This is a genomic window from Mangrovibacterium sp. (assembly GCF_041596335.1).
GTDB lineage: Bacteria > Bacteroidota > Bacteroidia > Bacteroidales > Prolixibacteraceae > Mangrovibacterium.
Window position 1 is genome coordinate 101,376 of the sequence record NZ_JBFHIT010000002.1, and the last position, 17,418, is coordinate 118,793.

Annotated in this window: 13 protein-coding genes; 8 read left to right on the forward strand and 5 right to left on the reverse strand. The window is 41.6% G+C overall.

Annotated elements, in window-relative coordinates; all coding sequences use genetic code 11:
- Positions 1-2,502, reverse strand: a complete 2,502-nt coding sequence (gene gyrA / locus ABZD21_RS01495; RefSeq protein ID WP_372772342.1) for a DNA gyrase subunit A — start codon at positions 2,500-2,502, stop codon at positions 1-3.
- Between the two features lie 279 nt (positions 2,503-2,781).
- Here gyrA and ABZD21_RS01500 point away from each other — a divergent pair, with 279 nt between their 5' ends.
- The gene (locus ABZD21_RS01500) at positions 2,782-5,298 is read left to right on the forward strand and encodes an ATP-dependent Clp protease ATP-binding subunit (RefSeq protein ID WP_372772344.1); all 2,517 of its coding nucleotides are present in this window, start codon (positions 2,782-2,784) and stop codon (positions 5,296-5,298) included.
- A 19-nt stretch (positions 5,299-5,317) separates the two neighbouring features.
- Here ABZD21_RS01500 and ABZD21_RS01505 read toward each other — a convergent pair whose 3' ends face one another.
- The 4 genes from ABZD21_RS01505 to fabG form a co-directional block, all read right to left on the reverse strand.
- A complete protein-coding gene (locus ABZD21_RS01505; protein ID WP_372772345.1) occupies positions 5,318-6,367 on the reverse strand; it encodes a mechanosensitive ion channel family protein in 1,050 nt (349 codons plus the stop codon).
- 111 nt (positions 6,368-6,478) lie between these two features.
- Entirely contained in the window at positions 6,479-8,383 is a 1,905-nt protein-coding gene (locus tag ABZD21_RS01510; RefSeq protein WP_372772347.1) for a SpoIIE family protein phosphatase, read from the reverse strand.
- 21 nt (positions 8,384-8,404) lie between these two features.
- Positions 8,405-9,301 (reverse strand): PfkB family carbohydrate kinase, encoded by an 897-nt coding sequence (locus ABZD21_RS01515; RefSeq protein ID WP_372772348.1) that lies wholly within the window; start codon positions 9,299-9,301, stop codon positions 8,405-8,407.
- Between the two features lie 92 nt (positions 9,302-9,393).
- Entirely contained in the window at positions 9,394-10,140 is a 747-nt protein-coding gene (fabG, locus tag ABZD21_RS01520) for a 3-oxoacyl-[acyl-carrier-protein] reductase (protein ID WP_372772349.1), read from the reverse strand.
- A 315-nt stretch (positions 10,141-10,455) separates the two neighbouring features.
- Here fabG and mnmE point away from each other — a divergent pair, with 315 nt between their 5' ends.
- The 7 genes from mnmE (at position 10,456) to ABZD21_RS01555 (ending at position 17,334) form a co-directional block, all read left to right on the forward strand.
- The gene (mnmE, locus tag ABZD21_RS01525) at positions 10,456-11,853 is read left to right on the forward strand and encodes a tRNA uridine-5-carboxymethylaminomethyl(34) synthesis GTPase MnmE (RefSeq protein WP_372772351.1); all 1,398 of its coding nucleotides are present in this window, start codon (positions 10,456-10,458) and stop codon (positions 11,851-11,853) included.
- A gap of 386 nt (positions 11,854-12,239) precedes the next feature.
- Entirely contained in the window at positions 12,240-12,461 is a 222-nt protein-coding gene (locus tag ABZD21_RS01530; RefSeq protein ID WP_372772496.1) for a helix-turn-helix domain-containing protein, read from the forward strand.
- A 6-nt stretch (positions 12,462-12,467) separates the two neighbouring features.
- Entirely contained in the window at positions 12,468-13,577 is a 1,110-nt protein-coding gene (locus ABZD21_RS01535; protein WP_372772353.1) for a phage integrase SAM-like domain-containing protein, read from the forward strand.
- A gap of 31 nt (positions 13,578-13,608) precedes the next feature.
- Complete coding sequence (locus tag ABZD21_RS01540) at positions 13,609-14,376, forward strand: hypothetical protein (protein ID WP_372772354.1); 768 nt, start codon at positions 13,609-13,611, stop codon at positions 14,374-14,376.
- A gap of 119 nt (positions 14,377-14,495) precedes the next feature.
- On the forward strand, positions 14,496-14,795 hold the full coding sequence (locus ABZD21_RS01545; RefSeq protein WP_372772355.1) for a helix-turn-helix domain-containing protein: 300 nt from the start codon (positions 14,496-14,498) through the stop codon (positions 14,793-14,795).
- Positions 14,796-14,798: 3 nt separating this feature from the next.
- Positions 14,799-15,122 (forward strand): helix-turn-helix domain-containing protein, encoded by a 324-nt coding sequence (locus ABZD21_RS01550; RefSeq protein WP_372772356.1) that lies wholly within the window; start codon positions 14,799-14,801, stop codon positions 15,120-15,122.
- The gene (locus ABZD21_RS01555; RefSeq protein WP_372772358.1) at positions 15,100-17,334 is read left to right on the forward strand and encodes a DUF3987 domain-containing protein; all 2,235 of its coding nucleotides are present in this window, start codon (positions 15,100-15,102) and stop codon (positions 17,332-17,334) included. The genes ABZD21_RS01550 and ABZD21_RS01555 overlap by 23 nt, the downstream gene beginning before the upstream one ends.
- Positions 17,335-17,418: the final 84 nt, after the last annotated feature.

Below are 17,418 nucleotides of genomic sequence, written 5' to 3' on the forward strand. Positions count from 1 at the left end.
TTAATCTTCATTTTCAGAAGTTTCAGCTTCATCTTCACCTTCAATCAGGTCTGAATCGCTTTCCTGAAATTCTACACGGGCAATTGACGCAATAGCATCGTCACCGCGAAGATTAATCAGACGAACTCCCTGGGTCGCGCGTCCCATAACACGCACTTCCGAAATCGGTAAGCGGATAATAATTCCATTTTCAGTAATTATCATCAAGTCATTAGAGTCAACAACACTCTTGATTGCAATCAAATTTCCGGTCTTTTCGGTTATGTTAAGCGTCTTAACTCCTTTTCCTCCGCGATTCGTAACGCGGTAGTCTTCGATACTGGAACGTTTTCCATAACCTTTCTCCGATACAACGAGCACATCCTCTGACTGGTTTTCTACAGATATCATGCCAACTACCCGATCTTGCTCATTTGCAAGGGTTATACCCCTTACTCCGGAGGCCGTACGACCGATGGCACGAACGATGTTTTCGTGGAAACGAATGGCTTTGCCGGATTTCACTGCGATGATAATTTCATGGTTCCCGTTGGTTAAACGAGCTTCAAGCAATCGGTCTCCATCGCGAACGGTAATCGCGTTGATTCCGTTTTGACGTGGGCGTGAGTAGGCTTCTAGTGAAGTTTTCTTGATGATACCATTTTGAGTACAAAGAATAATGAAGTTGTTATTGATATACTCCGGATCATCTAAACGTTTTACATTGATATAAGCCAGGACCTGATCATCTTGCTCAATGTTCAGCAGGTTTTGAATTGCCCGGCCTTTTGATGTTTTCGTTCCTTCCGGAATTTCATATACTTTGAGCCAGAAACACCTTCCTTTTTCAGTAAAAAGCAAGAGGGTGTTGTGCATTGTGGCGATAAATAAATGCTCCAGAAAATCTTCATCGCGTGTATTACTTCCTTTTGAGCCAACTCCTCCTCTGCCCTGGGTCTTAAACTCAGTTAATGGTGTCCGCTTAATGTAGCCGAGATGCGATATCGTAATTACCATATCTTCATCAGCATAGAAATCTTCCGGGTTAAATTCTTCTGCGTTTGGAACAATTTCCGTTTTACGCTCATCGCCATATTGTTCTCTGACTGCAATCAACTCGTCTTTGATGATTTGCATCCGAAGCTCCTCGTTTGCGAGGATTTCTTTACAGCGTTCGATGAATTTAATAATATCTTCATATTCAGAATGAAGCTTATCTTGCTCTAGTCCGGTTAATTGACGGAGGCGCATTTCAACAATTGCACGGGCCTGAATTTCAGACAAGTTGAATCTGGCGATTAAACTTTCCCGAGCTTCATCGGGCGTTTTCGAACCACGAATTATGGCAATCACCTCATCGATATTATCCGAGGCAATTATCAATCCTTCCAGAATATGTGCTCTTTTTTCGGCCTGCTCCAATTCATATTTTGTTCGGCGAACAACCACATCGTGACGGTGTTCAACAAAATAGTGAATCAATTCTTTTAGGTTTAGCAATTTTGGCCGCCCTTTAACCAAAGCAATATTGTTTACACTAAACGAAGTTTGTAACTGCGTGTACTTAAACAACTTATTGAGAACGACATTTGATATTTCATCTTTTTTCACATCAATCACAATCCGCATACCATCACGGTCCGATTCGTCGTTGATATTAGAAATACCTTCAATTTTCTTTTCATTTACGAGTTCTGCAATTTTTATGATTAACTCGGCTTTGTTAACCATATACGGAATTTCGGTCACAATAATTCGTTCACGACCATTTCCATGCGTTTCGATGTGTGCTTTTCCACGGATAACAACTCTTCCGCGTCCTGTTTCAAAGGCCTCTTCAACCCCTTTGTAGCCGTAAATAATACCACCAGTAGGAAAATCAGGGGCTTTGATAATTGGAATTAAATCAGCGATTTCAATCTCCCTATTTTCAATATAGGCAATTGTTGCGTTGATGGTGTCTGTTAAGTTGTGTGGTGGCATATTGGTTGCCATACCAACAGCAATACCTGAAGCTCCGTTTACTAATAAGTTTGGAATTCGTGTTGGAAGAACGGTTGGTTCATTCAGCGATTCGTCAAAGTTAGGTTGAAAATCGACGGTATTTTTATCCAAATCGCTTAAGGTTTCTTCAGCAATTTTAGCCATTCTCGCTTCGGTATAACGCATTGCCGCAGGGCTATCTCCATCAATTGAACCGTAGTTTCCTTGTCCGTCGATTAAAGGGTACCGCAATGACCAATCCTGGGCCATACGTACCATCGTCATATAAACTGACGAGTCGCCATGCGGGTGATACTTACCAAGAACCTCACCCACGATCCTGGCTGATTTTTTATATGGTCTATTGGATAAAATTCCTAACTCGCTCATTCCGAACAATACTCGGCGATGAACCGGCTTTAAACCGTCACGAACATCTGGCAGAGCACGGGATACAATTACCGACATTGAGTAGTCAATGTAGGCAGTTTTCATCTGCTCTTCAATATTAATCTTAATAATTCTTTCGCCTTCAGTCATTTAATGCTCCTTTTAAAGATTTTTACTTGTAAAAAAAACGACTTACAAAATTAAAAAAATACTGTTAAAAGCCGTGTGATTAAACGCTTTTTAATGGGGCTTAGTCAATTAAATTTCAACAAAGCAATGTTTAAAAATTACCCGGGTGCAAATAGTTGCACTAAGGGCATTTGTGTATATTTAAAAGGATAAATGCTATTTTTACATTTCAGATTGAAACAACTTTTTGGGATTGTTTTTTGTTACAGAAAAAACCACAACAATATAACTTAAATGCGTATGGATTCTCAATTCTCACCAAGAATAAAAGATGTACTTTCCTACAGTCGCGAGGAGGCGATTCGTTTAGGGAATGAACAAATTGGGCTAGAGCATATTTTTCTGGGAATTTTGAGAGATGGTGAAGGTATTGCAATAGACATTTTAAGCGGTTTAGGGATTAATTTATCAGAAGTTAAAATCGCCGTTGAAAATGAGCTCAGGACCGATAAGGAAATTGATCCGCAAGCTTCGGTACAACTCTTAAAATCAGCCGAAAAGGCGCTTAAATTAGTCTATTTAGAAGCGCGTGCTTTGAATAGCCAAACAATTAGTACAGGACACTTGCTGCTTGCCATTTTGAAAGATAAGGACAGTCAGATAGCAACAATTTTGAACGACTATCACATTAACTACTATATTTTGAAGTCGCGTCTGGAAGACTATAAGCAGCCGGAAGCGAAATCTGAATTTGGTGGTGATGATGACGACGACGCTGATGATCCGTTTTCGAAATCGCCATCGTCAGGTGCACCGAAAAAAACAGGATCGAATAAATCGGAGACTCCGGTGCTCGATAATTTCGGTGTAGATATCACTAAAGCTGCTGAAGAAAACAATCTGGATCCGATTGTCGGACGAGAAAAGGAAATTGAACGTCTGGCGCAAATTCTTTCGCGCAGGAAAAAAAACAATCCGATTTTGATCGGTGAGCCAGGTGTCGGTAAATCGGCAATCGCCGAGGGACTGGCTCTTCGCATCATTCAAAAGAAAGTTTCTCGAGTTTTGTTTGACAAGCGAGTCGTTAGTTTGGATATTGCGTCAATTGTGGCCGGAACAAAATACCGGGGACAATTTGAGGAACGAATGAAAGCCATCTTAAACGAGCTTTCAAAAGTGAATAACGTGATACTTTTTATTGATGAGATCCACACGATTGTAGGAGCAGGCGGCGCGACTGGTTCGCTGGACGCTGCCAATATGCTAAAGCCGGCTTTGGCCCGGGGCGAAATTCAATGTATCGGTGCAACAACTCTTGACGAATATCGTCAGCAGATTGAAAAAGATGGTGCTCTGGAAAGACGCTTCCAGAAAGTGATGATCGAACCAACCACTGTTGACGAGACGATTCAAATTCTGAATAATATTAAAGAGCGGTACGAAGATCACCACAACGTAATCTATTCACAGGAAGCTATTGATGCCTGTGTGAAGTTAACCTCCAGGTATATCACCGATCGTTTTTTACCGGATAAAGCAATCGACGCTTTGGATGAAGCTGGTTCAAGGGTTCATATTTCGAATATCAATGTACCGGATCGGATTGTGAAACTGGAACAGAAAATTGAAACAACCCGCGAAGAAAAAATTAAGGCCGTAAAAAGCCAGAATTTTGAGCTTGCAGCAGGTTTTCGCGATAAAGAAAAGAATTTGCTACAATTGCTCGATGACGAAAAAGAAGCTTGGGAGAAAGAACTTCTGAGCCATCGCGAGCGAGTTACTGAGGATAAAGTAGCCGAAGTTGTAGCCATGATGTCGGGAGTGCCGGTTCAGCGTATTGCACAGGCAGAAGGAAAACGCCTGATGAATATGGGGCAGAAACTCAAAGGAAGTGTTGTCGGTCAGGATGATGCGATTCAGAAAATAGTAAAGGCAATTCAACGCAACCGTGCCGGATTGAAAGATCCGAACAAACCAATTGGATCATTTATCTTCCTTGGCCCTACTGGTGTTGGAAAAACTCAGCTGGCTAAAGTTATTGCCAAATACTTGTTCGACAGCGTCGACTCTTTAATTCGAATCGACATGAGTGAATACATGGAAAAATTCTCTGTTTCACGATTGGTTGGTGCTCCTCCCGGATACATTGGGTACGAAGAAGGAGGACAGCTAACCGAGAAAGTTCGTCGCAAACCCTATTCAGTGATACTATTGGATGAGATTGAGAAAGCTCACCCGGATGTTTTCCATTTGATGTTGCAAGTTCTTGATGAGGGGCGATTGACTGATAGTTTAGGTCGGAATATCGACTTCAAAAACACCATTATTATTATGACCTCAAACATTGGTTCGCGCCAGTTGAAAGATTTTGGTCGTGGTGTTGGATTTTCGACCTCCAAGTCAGTCGAGGACGAGTCGGATCACGCGAAATACATTATTGAAAAAGCGCTAAAAAAAGCTTTTGCTCCTGAATTCCTGAACCGTATTGATGACGTGATCATGTTCAACACGCTGTCGAAAGAAGACATCTATAAAATTATTGATATCGAATTGAAAGGGCTGTATGACCGTGTTGCGTCCTTAAATTATAAACTGAAGATTTCGAAAGCGGCGAAAGAATTCATTGCCGATAAAGGTTACGATACGCAATATGGTGCACGTCCGCTGAAGAGAGCCATTCAGAAATATTTGGAGGACGAAATGGCGGAGGTGATTATTCGGGCGTCGATAACTGAGGGCGATACAGTCTCAATTGGTTTCGATAAAAAGAATGAGAAAATTAAGGTTAAAATTTTGGGCGCAGCCGAAAAAGCATAAATTGAATAAAAAGCCGGTTTTATACCGGCTTTTTTGTTTCCACTAAGTTGGGTAAAACGACACGAGTTTTTGGTAAATACTGCGGGTATTTTTCTTGTACAAAGCGAATCAATTCCTCTCTTACTTTTACGCGAAGATCCCATGCTGCGGGAGAATTGGCGGCACTCACCAGTGCTCTAATTTCCATGGTCAGTTCTTTGGCATCAGTCACTTGAAGTACATTTACTTTCCCATCCCACTCTTTGGTTCGTTCTAATATTCGAGTTAATTCTTCTCGCATCGCATCGACAGGAAATCCATAGTCAACATAAATAAAAACGGTTCCCATAATCTCAGCGGAGGTTCTGGTCCAGTTCTGAAATGGTTTGTCGATAAAAAAAGTAATTGGAACGATCAGGCGTCTTTTATCCCAAATACGCACGACAACATAGGTCAGCGTAATTTCTTCAATCCATCCCCACTCTCCTTCTACAATCACAACATCGTCGAGTCGGATGGGCTGGGTAAATGCAATCTGAAAGCCGGCAAGAAACAGTGCAATACTTCGCTGTGCAGCAAAACCGATGATAATTCCGGCGATCCCTGCACTAGCCAATAAACTCATTCCAACTTGTCTTATTTTCGGAAAACTCAGCAGCGAAACGGCAAAGGCAATCAAAAGAACAATGACGATTAGAATGCGCTCGATGACAATAATCTGAGTCTGTATTTTTCGGGCTTTCAAGTTATTTTCGATGGAGAGATCGTACTTGGCCAACACAATAAGTCTCAGACTTTTAATCGCAACAATTAGCAGCCAACAAATTATAATATTGAATGATATAGAATGCAAAATATGAAGGTCGAGTTGCAAACCAGCTAATTTATCGAAGGGAAAAAGTACGGTTATAAAGCTGAAGGTAATTAGCAAACTTAAAGGCAGACTGATTCGCTTTACAATTTTAAGCCATATATATTCATTATTCTCTTTTTTCGCTAAGCCGCGCAAAATTCGAATAACAATGATCGTTACAAGTACACTAATTAATATACTTGCCACACCGAGTGAAATACTTTGAAAATATGTCATACTTTTTGGTTTTAGATAGCACCAGAACTAAAGTTACACACCTGATTTTATTTCAAGCTGCCGATGTAACGCATGGAGGGGCGTTCAATAAAAGGTTGATAAAAAGATAATCTATAGTGTTGGTTTACCTTTGTAATGGATAACCATCAGGCTTATATCATCCGACTGATCTGCATCGCCTCTAAAATCAACTATATGATTCAGAATAATCTGAACTGACTTCTTGGCTGGAGAGTCAACCGGAATCTGATTAATGCATTGTTGCAGACGTTTAGCTCCAAAAAATTCACCATCTTCGTTTTTACAGTCGGTTATTCCATCCGAATAAAGGATCAAACTATCCCCGCTTTTTAAAAAGCCAGTATCGCCATTGTATCCTTTGGAGGAGTAGACCCCGATTGGCAGGCCGTGTGTTTTTTCGAGTGCTGTAACTTGTTGATCGGTACTAAGTATGTAGGGATAATTGTGTGCTGCATTGCAATAGTTTAACTCCCCGGTCTCAATATTCAGAATCCCCAGAAAAAGGGTAAGGAAATTCTGATTGGCGTTTTGCAAACACAATTCATTGTTAACCTGCTCTATAATTTGATGTGGCTGCAAACCGACCGATTTGCTTTTTACTAAGGTGTGCGCAACAGCCATAAATAAGGCTGCCGGAATACCTTTACCCGACACATCGCCAATGGTAAATAGCAGATGAGTTGAATCGACAAAGAAGTAGTCGTACAAATCGCCCCCAATCGTTTCTGCCGGATGGAGACTTGCGTACAAATCAATTTCTGGATGCTTCTTACTGGGTTTGAATTCAGGCGGAATAATCGCTGTTTGGATTTCCTTGGCCGATTTCAGATCTTTTTCAATTTTTCGTTTATCTTTTTTACTTTGGTTTTGTTCGTTTAAAAGCTTTGTGTACTGTGCCTGTAGGTCATTGAGGCTGGAGGCCAAAATTCGAATTTCATTTTTCTGATCGCTCAGGAAAGTACCTCCTGAACTAAGACGTTTTATTGACTTGGCCACGGCTGCCAACGGAGAGAGCATTCGCCTAAATATCAAGTATATAATCAGCAAAATAACGAGTAAGCCGACAACCGAAATCAAAATAATATTTCGCAACAATAAATCCAGTTCTGCAAACAACTGCTTGGCCGGAATAACAATGACGATTGTCCAATAGGTGTATGGTACGGTGGAAAAGTGGAACCATGCTTTTTGATAGTTGAACACAGACGGATAAGCAAATCCGGATCCCTCTTGGTGTGAGCGAATTAATGACTCGTATTTTTCTCGGTTTTCCGGGAATATTTTTTCTTGAATTTCGTAGATATTTTGGTTCATAACCCACGTTGAATTGGGATGAGCCAGAAATATTCCATCTTTGCTTAAAATAAATGAAAAACCTCCTTTGATAATATTAAGGCCTGAAACGGCCTCATTCAGGAAATTTAAGTTGATCTGTCCTGATAAATAACCAAGCAATTTTCCTTCGCCAGAATGGATTGCTTTCGTAAAACTAATCACCAACAATGACGTATCTAGCGGGCAGTAGAATGGTTCGGACCACAGACCTTCCTCTTGATTTTTTACAATTTCCTTAATCTCTTCCATTTTAGGAGAGCGACAAAACTCATCGTCATTCATAACCAGGAATTCGCCATTGCCTTTATTAAAAATTGAGAGGTATTCATTCTCCGTTTCCCCCAGTAGCTCTAATCGGTAACCCGATAGAATTGGATTTCGATGGAGGACTTCTCTTAGAAATGTTTCGAGAGTGCCGTGGCTTTTGTAATAGCTTACCTGATAGCTGACGTTTCGTGTAACTTCCTGCGCCGTAGCAACATAATGCACAATACTCCTCGTCACTTTGTCAGACTGATGAACAGCATTTTCTTCAATTTTTTGCATCAGAAGCTTATTACTGTAGTTGTAGTTTAGATATACAACTATAGCTACAATTATGGTAACTGTAGCTAAAATATAGATACTGAGCTGAAATGCAATACTTCGATTATTCATCATTCTGCCTAAAAGTCTATGGTACTACAAATTATGAAAAAATATCGATTGGAACTTCTTCCGATCCAGTTTATTGTAAAAAGCTCTCGTTCCTTTATATTGGCAAGTCGCTGACGCAAACTGACTGGCTAAATGAAGACTTTCTTTGAAATTCCGGGATTGAAGCCAGTAATAACAAAACGCCCCGTGTAAAAAATCACCGGCACCCAGGCTGTCAACGATCGGATGCCTACTCACCTGAATCTCGCTAACGACGCCATCTTCGCAACATATAATTGGCCGTTCTCCCCTACTTATAGCAATTTTTCCGATATTGTTTTTCACGAAAAAATCCAGGACTTCTTTTTCTGTATTCGTATTTGGCGGACGAAAATCTGCGGAACAAATTGCAATATCCAGATAGGGAATTACCTCAATGAGATGATCCTTCCAACTTCCCCCATCAAAAATGATTGGAATACCGATCCGTTTAGCCGCCTTGCACAATTCTACCGTCATATGCGGATAAAATCCGTCGACGAATACTAATTCCGGCTTGATTTTGTTTAATATCTCAGCTGGATTATAGTCAACGCAATGGTTTTTAGGATGGTGCGAGAGAATTGTTCGTTCACCGTTGAAATTTGTTACAACCGAAGCCATAACCGGTTCGACTTCGATTCCCGATATGAAATCAATTGTTTGAACGCCGAAATTCAAAAAATCGTTTTCAAAATATGGTCTAAATGGATGATTGCCGATAGCTGTGAGAAGATGTGAATCCCCGTTGAGATAAGAAAAAGCGACAGCAGCATTTGCTGCAGGACCGCCCACTAGTATTTCCGGCGGATCACATTTTACTTTTTGATTTGATTCCGGATATTTGTCTACAAAATATTGAATATCAATTGTAGACAATCCGGCTAAAAGAACTTGGGGCATGGTTCTTTAGTTGATTGTTTCCGGTAAAAATAGAACAAATAAGCCGGATCGAAAATCAATCCGGCTTATTTTATAAAATAGCGAAGCTAATTTTAAGTATTCATTGCTCCACAAACAGCAATTGTTTGTCCGCTAACATACGATGATAAATCTGAAGCCAGGAACAAAGCCACTTTTGCAACTTCTTCGGGTGTACCTCCACGTTTCATCGGAATGCTCGCTTCCCATGCTTTGCGGGATTCTTCCGGAATAGCGCCTGTCATTTCGGTAATGATGAAGCCTGGCGCGATTGCATTACTGCGAATGCCCCGTGAGCCAAGCTCTTTGGCAATTGATTTAGTGAAGCCAATTATGCCGGCTTTTGACGCTGAGTAGTTCGACTGCCCCGCATTTCCACTCACCCCTACCACTGAGCTAAGGTTTACAATTGAGCCACTGCGTTGTTTCAACATCACTTTTTGGGCTGCTTTGGTAAAGTTAAATACCGATTTTAGGTTGACATTGATAACCGCGTCCCACTGTTCTTCGGTCATTCGCATCAATAAAGTATCTTTTGTAATACCGGCATTGTTTACCAATACGTCAATCCGTCCAAAATCTTCAACTATTCTAGTGACTACTTCATCAGTGTCAGCAAATAGAGCTGCGTTTGACGCGTAACCTTTTGCTTTTACACCCATTGCTGCCAATTCCGCTTCGGTTGCTTTCATGGCTTCATTTTCAAATAAGTCAGTGAATGCAATGTTGCAGCCTTCTTCGGCAAATTTCATAGCAATAGATTTACCAATACCTCTGGAAGCACCAGTTACAATAGCTGTTTTACCTTCAAGTAATTTCATGTGTTTAAAATTTATTTTATTGGTTATTGAATCCTTTTTATTGGATTATTCCACTTCTATCGATTGATAAAGTAGGACTTCAATCGCCCAATTTTATTTTTGCTCGACAAATATAGTGCTTTGAGCAATGTGAGTATCAACTTGCTCTTTTTTTTTCGAGAATGTAAATACTCCAGGTTCAAATTAATAGAATCTTTGACCAAATAGTTTCAATTGTTGGCGAATGTCATCGTAAATCACTAAAAAGGATTGGTCAGTAAAAAGTTCGTTGCTTTTTGCTGAAAGAATTCAATACTTTTGCTGAAAACTTAGAATATGTTGGATCAATCGACCATTTGTGCAATCGCTACTTCTCCCGGAATGGGGGCAATTGCCACTATCCGCCTTTCGGGTGAAACTGCCATTGAAATCGCTGACCGTGTTTTTCAATCCCCAAAATCCGGAAAAAAACTTGCGACTCAAAAAGCCAATACACTGCATTACGGAAGCCTTGTCGAGGGAGATGAAATAATTGACGAGGTGGTCATCTCGTTATTTAAAGCGCCACACTCATTCACCGGCGAGGATATTATTGAAATTGGGTGTCATGGGTCGGTTTATATACAACAACGTATTCTCCAACTTCTAATTGGGCAGGGAGCCCGAATGGCACGTCCTGGCGAATTTACGCAACGGGCTTTTCTGAACGGAAAAATGGATCTCTCGCAGGCCGAAGCGGTAGCCGACCTGATTTTTTCGAGTAATGCGGCGAACCATAAAATGGCTTTGAAACAAATGAGAGGAGGCTTTTCAAAAGAGATCAGCAAATTGCGCGGGCAACTCTTGCATTTTATTGCCATGGTGGAACTTGAGCTCGATTTTAGTGAGGAAGACGTTGAATTTGCAGATCGCAAGCAACTGGTTAACCTCACAACCGAAATCGAAACGGTGCTAAGCAAGCTTGCCAACTCGTTCAAGCTTGGAAATGTACTAAAGAACGGTGTTCCTGTAGCCATTGTTGGCGAAACAAATGTTGGAAAATCAACCTTGCTCAATGCCTTATTAAAAGAGGAGAAAGCCATTGTATCAGACATACATGGAACTACCCGTGATGTGATTGAAGATGTAATTACAATTGAAGGGACAGCCTTCCGGTTTTTTGATACGGCTGGATTACGAGAAACAACCGATCAAATAGAGAATCTTGGTATTGAGCGGAGCTATAACAAGTTAGAACAAGCTGAAATTGTTTTGCTGGTAACTGATTTAACCAACCCTATCGACCTTATCAGCCAAAGAATAGAAAAGATCAGGGAACGTATTCAAAATCAATCGTTAATCATTGTCGGAAACAAAGCCGACCTGGCCGGACGCGATAAGCTGAAAGAAATGCTTAGCAACATCGACGTTGCTGATAATGAAAATCTGGTGTTTATCTCAGCCAAGCAGCAGCAAAATCTTGATGCACTGATAGATCTGCTGAAAGAAAGCATTGAGCTACAGCAAGCAGAGGGAACAGATGTCATTGTTTCCAATATACGCCATTATGAAGCTCTAACCCTCGCCCACCAAGCAGTCGTTCGCGTTATTGATGGGCTGAATAACGGTATCAGCGGCGACTTTCTAGCACAGGACATTCGCGAATGTCTTCACTATCTGGGCGAAATAACCGGTGAAATATCGAACGATGAGATTCTGGGACATATCTTTAAGAATTTTTGTATCGGCAAATAAATAACCTTCTAATATTTTCTATCAGCCTGTTTTTCTTTGAATTACAGGCTTTTATTTTGCTCTTTTTTGTTGCCCATGTACTCTTTTTTCAATAACTTTGTTGCCCAGTCGTTGCCCAATGGGCTTTTTTGGTGCCCAAAATTTGCACTTAACAATCAAAGAGAAATATTGCACCATTAAGCACCGCATGGCACCATTAACTAACTTGGAGCACAAATATGAGTAGTAATTTGCAAATTCCGAAAGTCTGTCAACTCTGCGGGAAAGCATTTGTTGCCAGAACCACCACCACAATGTACTGTGGAGGCGCATGCTCAAAAAGAGCTTATAAAATCCGAATCCGGGACCAAAAGGTTCAAGCCGCTCTCGAACAATCCCATCACGAAATGCAAAGCTTGCAAGACCCGCAATCTCTGCAGTCTTTGCAAAAATCAAAGGCGATCCCACTAAATGCGAAAGAATTTCTAAGTATCAAGGATGCCGCTAATCTAATCGGAGCAAGTCGCTGGACGATCCAACGGCTTATCAGCAGCAATAAAATAAAAGTGACCAAAATAGGCCGAAGAACCATCATTAGCCGTTCCGAAATTGACAAACTCTTTAACTAACAAACCATGAAAGTAGCACTAAGACAACGCAAGAAGGGCAACAAAATAAGTCTGTATCTCGACTACTACCATAAAGGCAAACGAGAATATGAATACCTGGGCTTGTACCTGATTCCTGAACCGGAAAAAGGCTCCCTGACCAAAGCTCAAAAAGACGAAAACAAAAAAATTGCCGAGCTTGCCGAGACTATCCGATCCAAAAGGTTCATGGAAATTCAAAATGAAACTTACGACTTCAGGGACAAAGAAAAAATGAAAGCCAGCTTTCTGTTCTATTACGATGCGCTCGCTGAAAAGCGAAAAAACAGCGCCGGTAATTATGGCAATTGGCTAAGTGCGGGCAATTATTTGAAAGCCTACGCCAAAGGGAAAGCAACTTTTAGCGCCATCAATAAACAATGGGTGCAAGGTTTCAAAGACTATCTGGATACGGAAGCAATACAAAAAAATAGTACTAACGCCCCCCTATCCCAAAATTCTAAGTATTCCTATTTCAATAAGCTACGGGCAGCTTTAAGGCAAGCGGTAAAAGACGGATTATTAAAAGCAAATCCTGCTGAGCAAATTTCCCCATTCAAACAAGGAGAACCTCAGCGCGAATTTCTAACACTCGAAGAGTTGCAACGGCTCGCCAAAACCGAATGCGAAAGCCCGGTATTAAAAAAAGCGTTCCTATTTTCTTGTTTAACCGGGCTACGTTGGTCCGACATTCATAAGCTAACCTGGTCAGAAATACAACATTCCACCGAACTAGGAAACTACATCCGCTTTCGACAGAAAAAAACGAAGGGAGCAGAAACCCTGCCTATTTCCGAACAAGCCCGTGAAATGCTTGGCGAAGCTACCATACCGGAAGAATTAGTCTTCATCGGCCTAACATACAACATCTGGTACAATGCAAAGCTCACAAATTGGATCGCCAAAGCTAAAATAAACAAGAAAGTCACTTTCCATTGCGCCCGACACACCTATGCAACACTCCAGCTAACTTTGGGTACCGATATTTATACCGTTTCCAAACTGCTCGGCCATAAAGAATTAAAGACAACCCAGATTTATGCCAAGATAATCGACGAGAAAAAAGTTGAAGCCGCCAATCGAATCAAGTTGGATTAATTTGTACATTTAACAAAATAACTAACAAAACATGACCGCCACAGACAATCAACCATTATTCGTCGAAGAGTTTGAAATGCGTTTTATCGAAGAGGCCGCTGAACACCTAAAAAAAATGGAAGAAAAATCTTCGACCTACAAATTTCACCCTAACCACATCGATGTATTCATGAAAGGGAGGCTGCTAAACGAAATGACCAAAAAGACACTTTTCAGAATGAAATCGATGACCAGCGAAGAAATTCGGCAATATCTCACCGCATCGTCAGAACAATTTATTTCCCATATGCCTTGGCCTAGAGTCGAGATTGTGAGAGAACTGTTCTGGGAAAAGTTTTGGCACCCAAAAACTCCCCCAACGTCATTCTCGGAGATGGGCCGGATGCACCACAACTATTTCTTGAAGTCCTTTCATAGCTATTGGAGGTATTATCGAAATTTTAAAGAAGCACTTGATATTATTGCTCAAGACTTTGAAAATGGCTTCATCGAAACAGCTGAAAACCGGAAATCTGAAGAAGTACCAAAATTCAAACTAAATACCTCCTTGTCAGTCGCCGAATTGGCCTATTTGTTTAAAGCCTTGCATGAATACGGTATCATCGAAAGCAAAACCAAAACAGACATCTATCGGTTTGTTTGCGAAAACTTCAGCTCTAAACAAAAAGATACCATACAGGAAAAGTCATTCGCCAACAAGTTTATAAACCCGGAGTTTAACGCCATCGACCGCTGGCAGGAAATTTTCTACAATCTAGGAGCGATTGCCAAAAAAAATAAAGAAAAACAAACGAATTAACTATTTGTATTTCAAATAATTAAGTCGGGGTGGTGCCACCGTTAACCACTACCCCGACCTTCTCCTTCTGCATTCCTTTGCTTCCGGAATAATCCACAAAACAAAAATTTCGGAAACACATGGAATCAAAAATTATTTTCGAAAAGCTCATCCAACTCGAACAAAAAATCGATGAGCAAAACCTCTTGAAAAAGGAAGTATTAACCTTTGCCGATGCCTGCAAATACCTCGACATTTCAGCATCGCACCTCTACAAGCTAACCAGCCAGAAGAAAATCCCGCACTTCTGTCCGCAAGGAAAACGACTGTACTTCAACCGCACCGAAATCGACCAATGGCTACAGTCGAACCGGCAGGATACCTCCGATGAAATCGAAACCGCAGCGGCTAACTATATCCTAAAAAACAGAAGGAGGTAAACGATGGAAAAGCAACGATTTTCTAACGACGAATTGGTCTGCATTAACCAACGGCTCGATGAATTAACCCGCAAACTCGAAGGCACACAACGAACCTCTCCCGACCAGATTTGGTACGACAACCAAGAGTTTATCCAGATCATGAATATCAGCAAACGCACCGCTGCCTATTGGCGGGCAGTAAATATGGTGGGCTATTCGCAGGTTGGAAACAAAATTTACTACCGTCTTTCCGACATCCTTCAACTGCTCGCCAAAAACGCAATTCCCCCGGTTGAATCTACAAACCCTAAAAAACTTCCCAATGAACTCGACAACGATCTATAGAAATTTCAATATACCCATTGAAGACAAACTGCTGACTGCTGTTTTGCGTGAAATTAAGAATGGTAAATACCAAGTCGAAATTAACAGGATTCGGGAATGTGTCAGTGCCGGGCAAGACACGAAAGCCGACGAACTGAAAAAAGCTCTCCTGGCATTCACCCCATCGGCGACCTTTAAAGCAGGCCGGAACCAGAACACGATAAAACAATACAGCGGTTTTGTCCACCTCGACTTCGATAAACTTGATCCGGATCAAATTCAATCGATTACCGAAAAAATCGCCGCAATCCCATACTCCTTTGCTTGCTTCAGGAGTCCAAAGGGTGCCGGGTTGAAAGTCTTTGTTAAGGTCAGTAACGATTTGAACAGCCATGCGCTGGCTTACGCAAATGTTAAGTCTTACTATGAGGCGCAGCTAGCCATCGAAGCCGACCCGAAATGCAAAGACATCACCCGCCTTTGCTTCGTATCATTCGACCCCGAACTGTACCTGAATCCAAACTCATCGACATTCGAAATCACTTCAACTACCCAAAGCGAAACAGCCTATATGACAGCCTCATATCACAACCAAACAACCCGGCTCGATCAAATAGTTGCCTTCACCAATCAAAAGGAAACCTACATTAATGGCAGCCGAAATAACTACATCTATCTGTTCGCCTGCAACTGCAATCGATCCGGCATCCCGCAGCAGGCAACCGAAGCCTATGTCGTGGCTAATTTTCAACACGAAAACCAAGCTGAGATCTTAAAATCGGTTGATAGTGCCTATCGAAACAATGCTGCGGATTTCGCAACGTTTGCAAACACTGCAGCCTTGCAGAATCCGGATACCGAAGAACATCCCACCGAAAATTACCTGAAAGCAACTCCACTCATCCCCGGAAATATATACGAAAGCTTGCCCGACATCCTGAAAAGTGGAGTCTTGCCTTTTGATGGCGACCTTCGTAAACGCGATGTTTTCTTCACCGCAGCAATTACCATCCTCAGTGGGTGCCTGCCAAATGTAACAGGCATTTACGCCGGAGAACGAGTCTATCCGCATTTGTTCTCTTTCATTATCGCTCCGGCTGCCAGCGGGAAAGGAGTAATGAAAAATGCCAAGCGTCTGGCCGATAAGTATCACGACAAGCTGGTGGCCGAAAGTAAAAAAGCACACGAGGCATACAACCAGAAGCTCATTGAGTACAAAGATACCCTGGCAAAACGAAAAAAGAACGACCCAATTCCCCCCAAACCGGAAGAGCCAAAAACACGCCTGCTTTTCATTCCGGCAGATTGCAGCCAGGCCATGCTGCTACAATTACTGCAAGATAACAACGGGCAGGGAATTATTTGTGAAACCGAAGCCGACACCATGAGCGGAGCAAACAAACAGGATTGGGGAAACTACTCTCCCATTCTGCGTGGCGCGTTCCACAACGAAAAAATATCGGCTGCCCGTAAAACAAATCGCGAACTCATCGAAATAAACGAACCTAAACTCGCCGTATGTCTCTCCGGTACACCTGCTCAGGTGCCCAAATTAATCGGTTCGGCCGAAGATGGCCTCTTTAGCCGATTCCTGTTTTATGCCTACAAAAACGAAATTGTCTGGCAGGATCCATCGCCAAAACCACAGGGAATTGTTATGAACGATCATTTTGCCAAGCTCGCCAACGATATTTTAACCATGATCGACTTTCTGGAGCAGTCCCCAACCGAAATCTCGCTGACCCAACAGCAATGGGGTACATTAAACCGAACATTTTCTCTTAGGCTGCGTGAGGTAACACTCTATAACAACGAAGAAGCCGCCAGCGTGGTCTATCGCCTTGGGCTCATGCTTTACCGAATGTGTATGGTGCTAACCGCATTACGAAAATTCGAAAATGCTGAAAACTCCCGACAAATGGTTTGTACCGACGACGATTTTAATACGGCCCTTGTAATTACCGGCATTTACCTCGAACATAGCCTAACCATGTTTTGCAATCTGGCATCGCAACAGGAAGCAACTGTTTACAAAATGCCAAACAATAAAAAGAAGTTTTTCGAAAACCTTCCCGACGAATTCCAACGAAAGCAAGCGCTTGAAATAGGTAAAAATTTCGACATGAGCGAACGCTCTATCGATGAGTTCTTAAACAATTGTATCCCTACTCTGCTCGAAAAAATAAAAACCGGCTATTACAGAAAAATAAAAAATTATGAAAACAATAACTGAAAACCTCTTAAATTTAACCCTTCGTTGCCCTTACCGAAGGGAAGCCCCTTTTTCAGGGCAAAAACACTTAAATTGTTTTCTGTA

What these genes read in the sequence shown, in the direction of transcription:
- ABZD21_RS01515 (WP_372772348.1), bottom strand. Translation starts at nt 9,301, where the DNA reads ATGCCCCAAGTTCTTTTAGCCGGATTGTCTACAATTGATATTCAATAT.
- ABZD21_RS01530 (WP_372772496.1), top strand. Translation starts at nt 12,240, where the DNA reads ATGCAAAGCTTGCAAGACCCGCAATCTCTGCAGTCTTTGCAAAAATCA.
- ABZD21_RS01545 (WP_372772355.1), top strand. Translation starts at nt 14,496, where the DNA reads ATGGAATCAAAAATTATTTTCGAAAAGCTCATCCAACTCGAACAAAAA.
- ABZD21_RS01540 (WP_372772354.1), top strand. Translation starts at nt 13,609, where the DNA reads ATGACCGCCACAGACAATCAACCATTATTCGTCGAAGAGTTTGAAATG.
- mnmE (WP_372772351.1), top strand. Translation starts at nt 10,456, where the DNA reads ATGTTGGATCAATCGACCATTTGTGCAATCGCTACTTCTCCCGGAATG.
- ABZD21_RS01500 (WP_372772344.1), top strand. Translation starts at nt 2,782, where the DNA reads ATGGATTCTCAATTCTCACCAAGAATAAAAGATGTACTTTCCTACAGT.
- fabG (WP_372772349.1), bottom strand. Translation starts at nt 10,140, where the DNA reads ATGAAATTACTTGAAGGTAAAACAGCTATTGTAACTGGTGCTTCCAGA.
- gyrA (WP_372772342.1), bottom strand. Translation starts at nt 2,502, where the DNA reads ATGACTGAAGGCGAAAGAATTATTAAGATTAATATTGAAGAGCAGATG.
- ABZD21_RS01505 (WP_372772345.1), bottom strand. Translation starts at nt 6,367, where the DNA reads ATGACATATTTTCAAAGTATTTCACTCGGTGTGGCAAGTATATTAATT.
- ABZD21_RS01550 (WP_372772356.1), top strand. Translation starts at nt 14,799, where the DNA reads ATGGAAAAGCAACGATTTTCTAACGACGAATTGGTCTGCATTAACCAA.
- ABZD21_RS01555 (WP_372772358.1), top strand. Translation starts at nt 15,100, where the DNA reads ATGAACTCGACAACGATCTATAGAAATTTCAATATACCCATTGAAGAC.
- ABZD21_RS01535 (WP_372772353.1), top strand. Translation starts at nt 12,468, where the DNA reads ATGAAAGTAGCACTAAGACAACGCAAGAAGGGCAACAAAATAAGTCTG.
- ABZD21_RS01510 (WP_372772347.1), bottom strand. Translation starts at nt 8,383, where the DNA reads ATGATGAATAATCGAAGTATTGCATTTCAGCTCAGTATCTATATTTTA.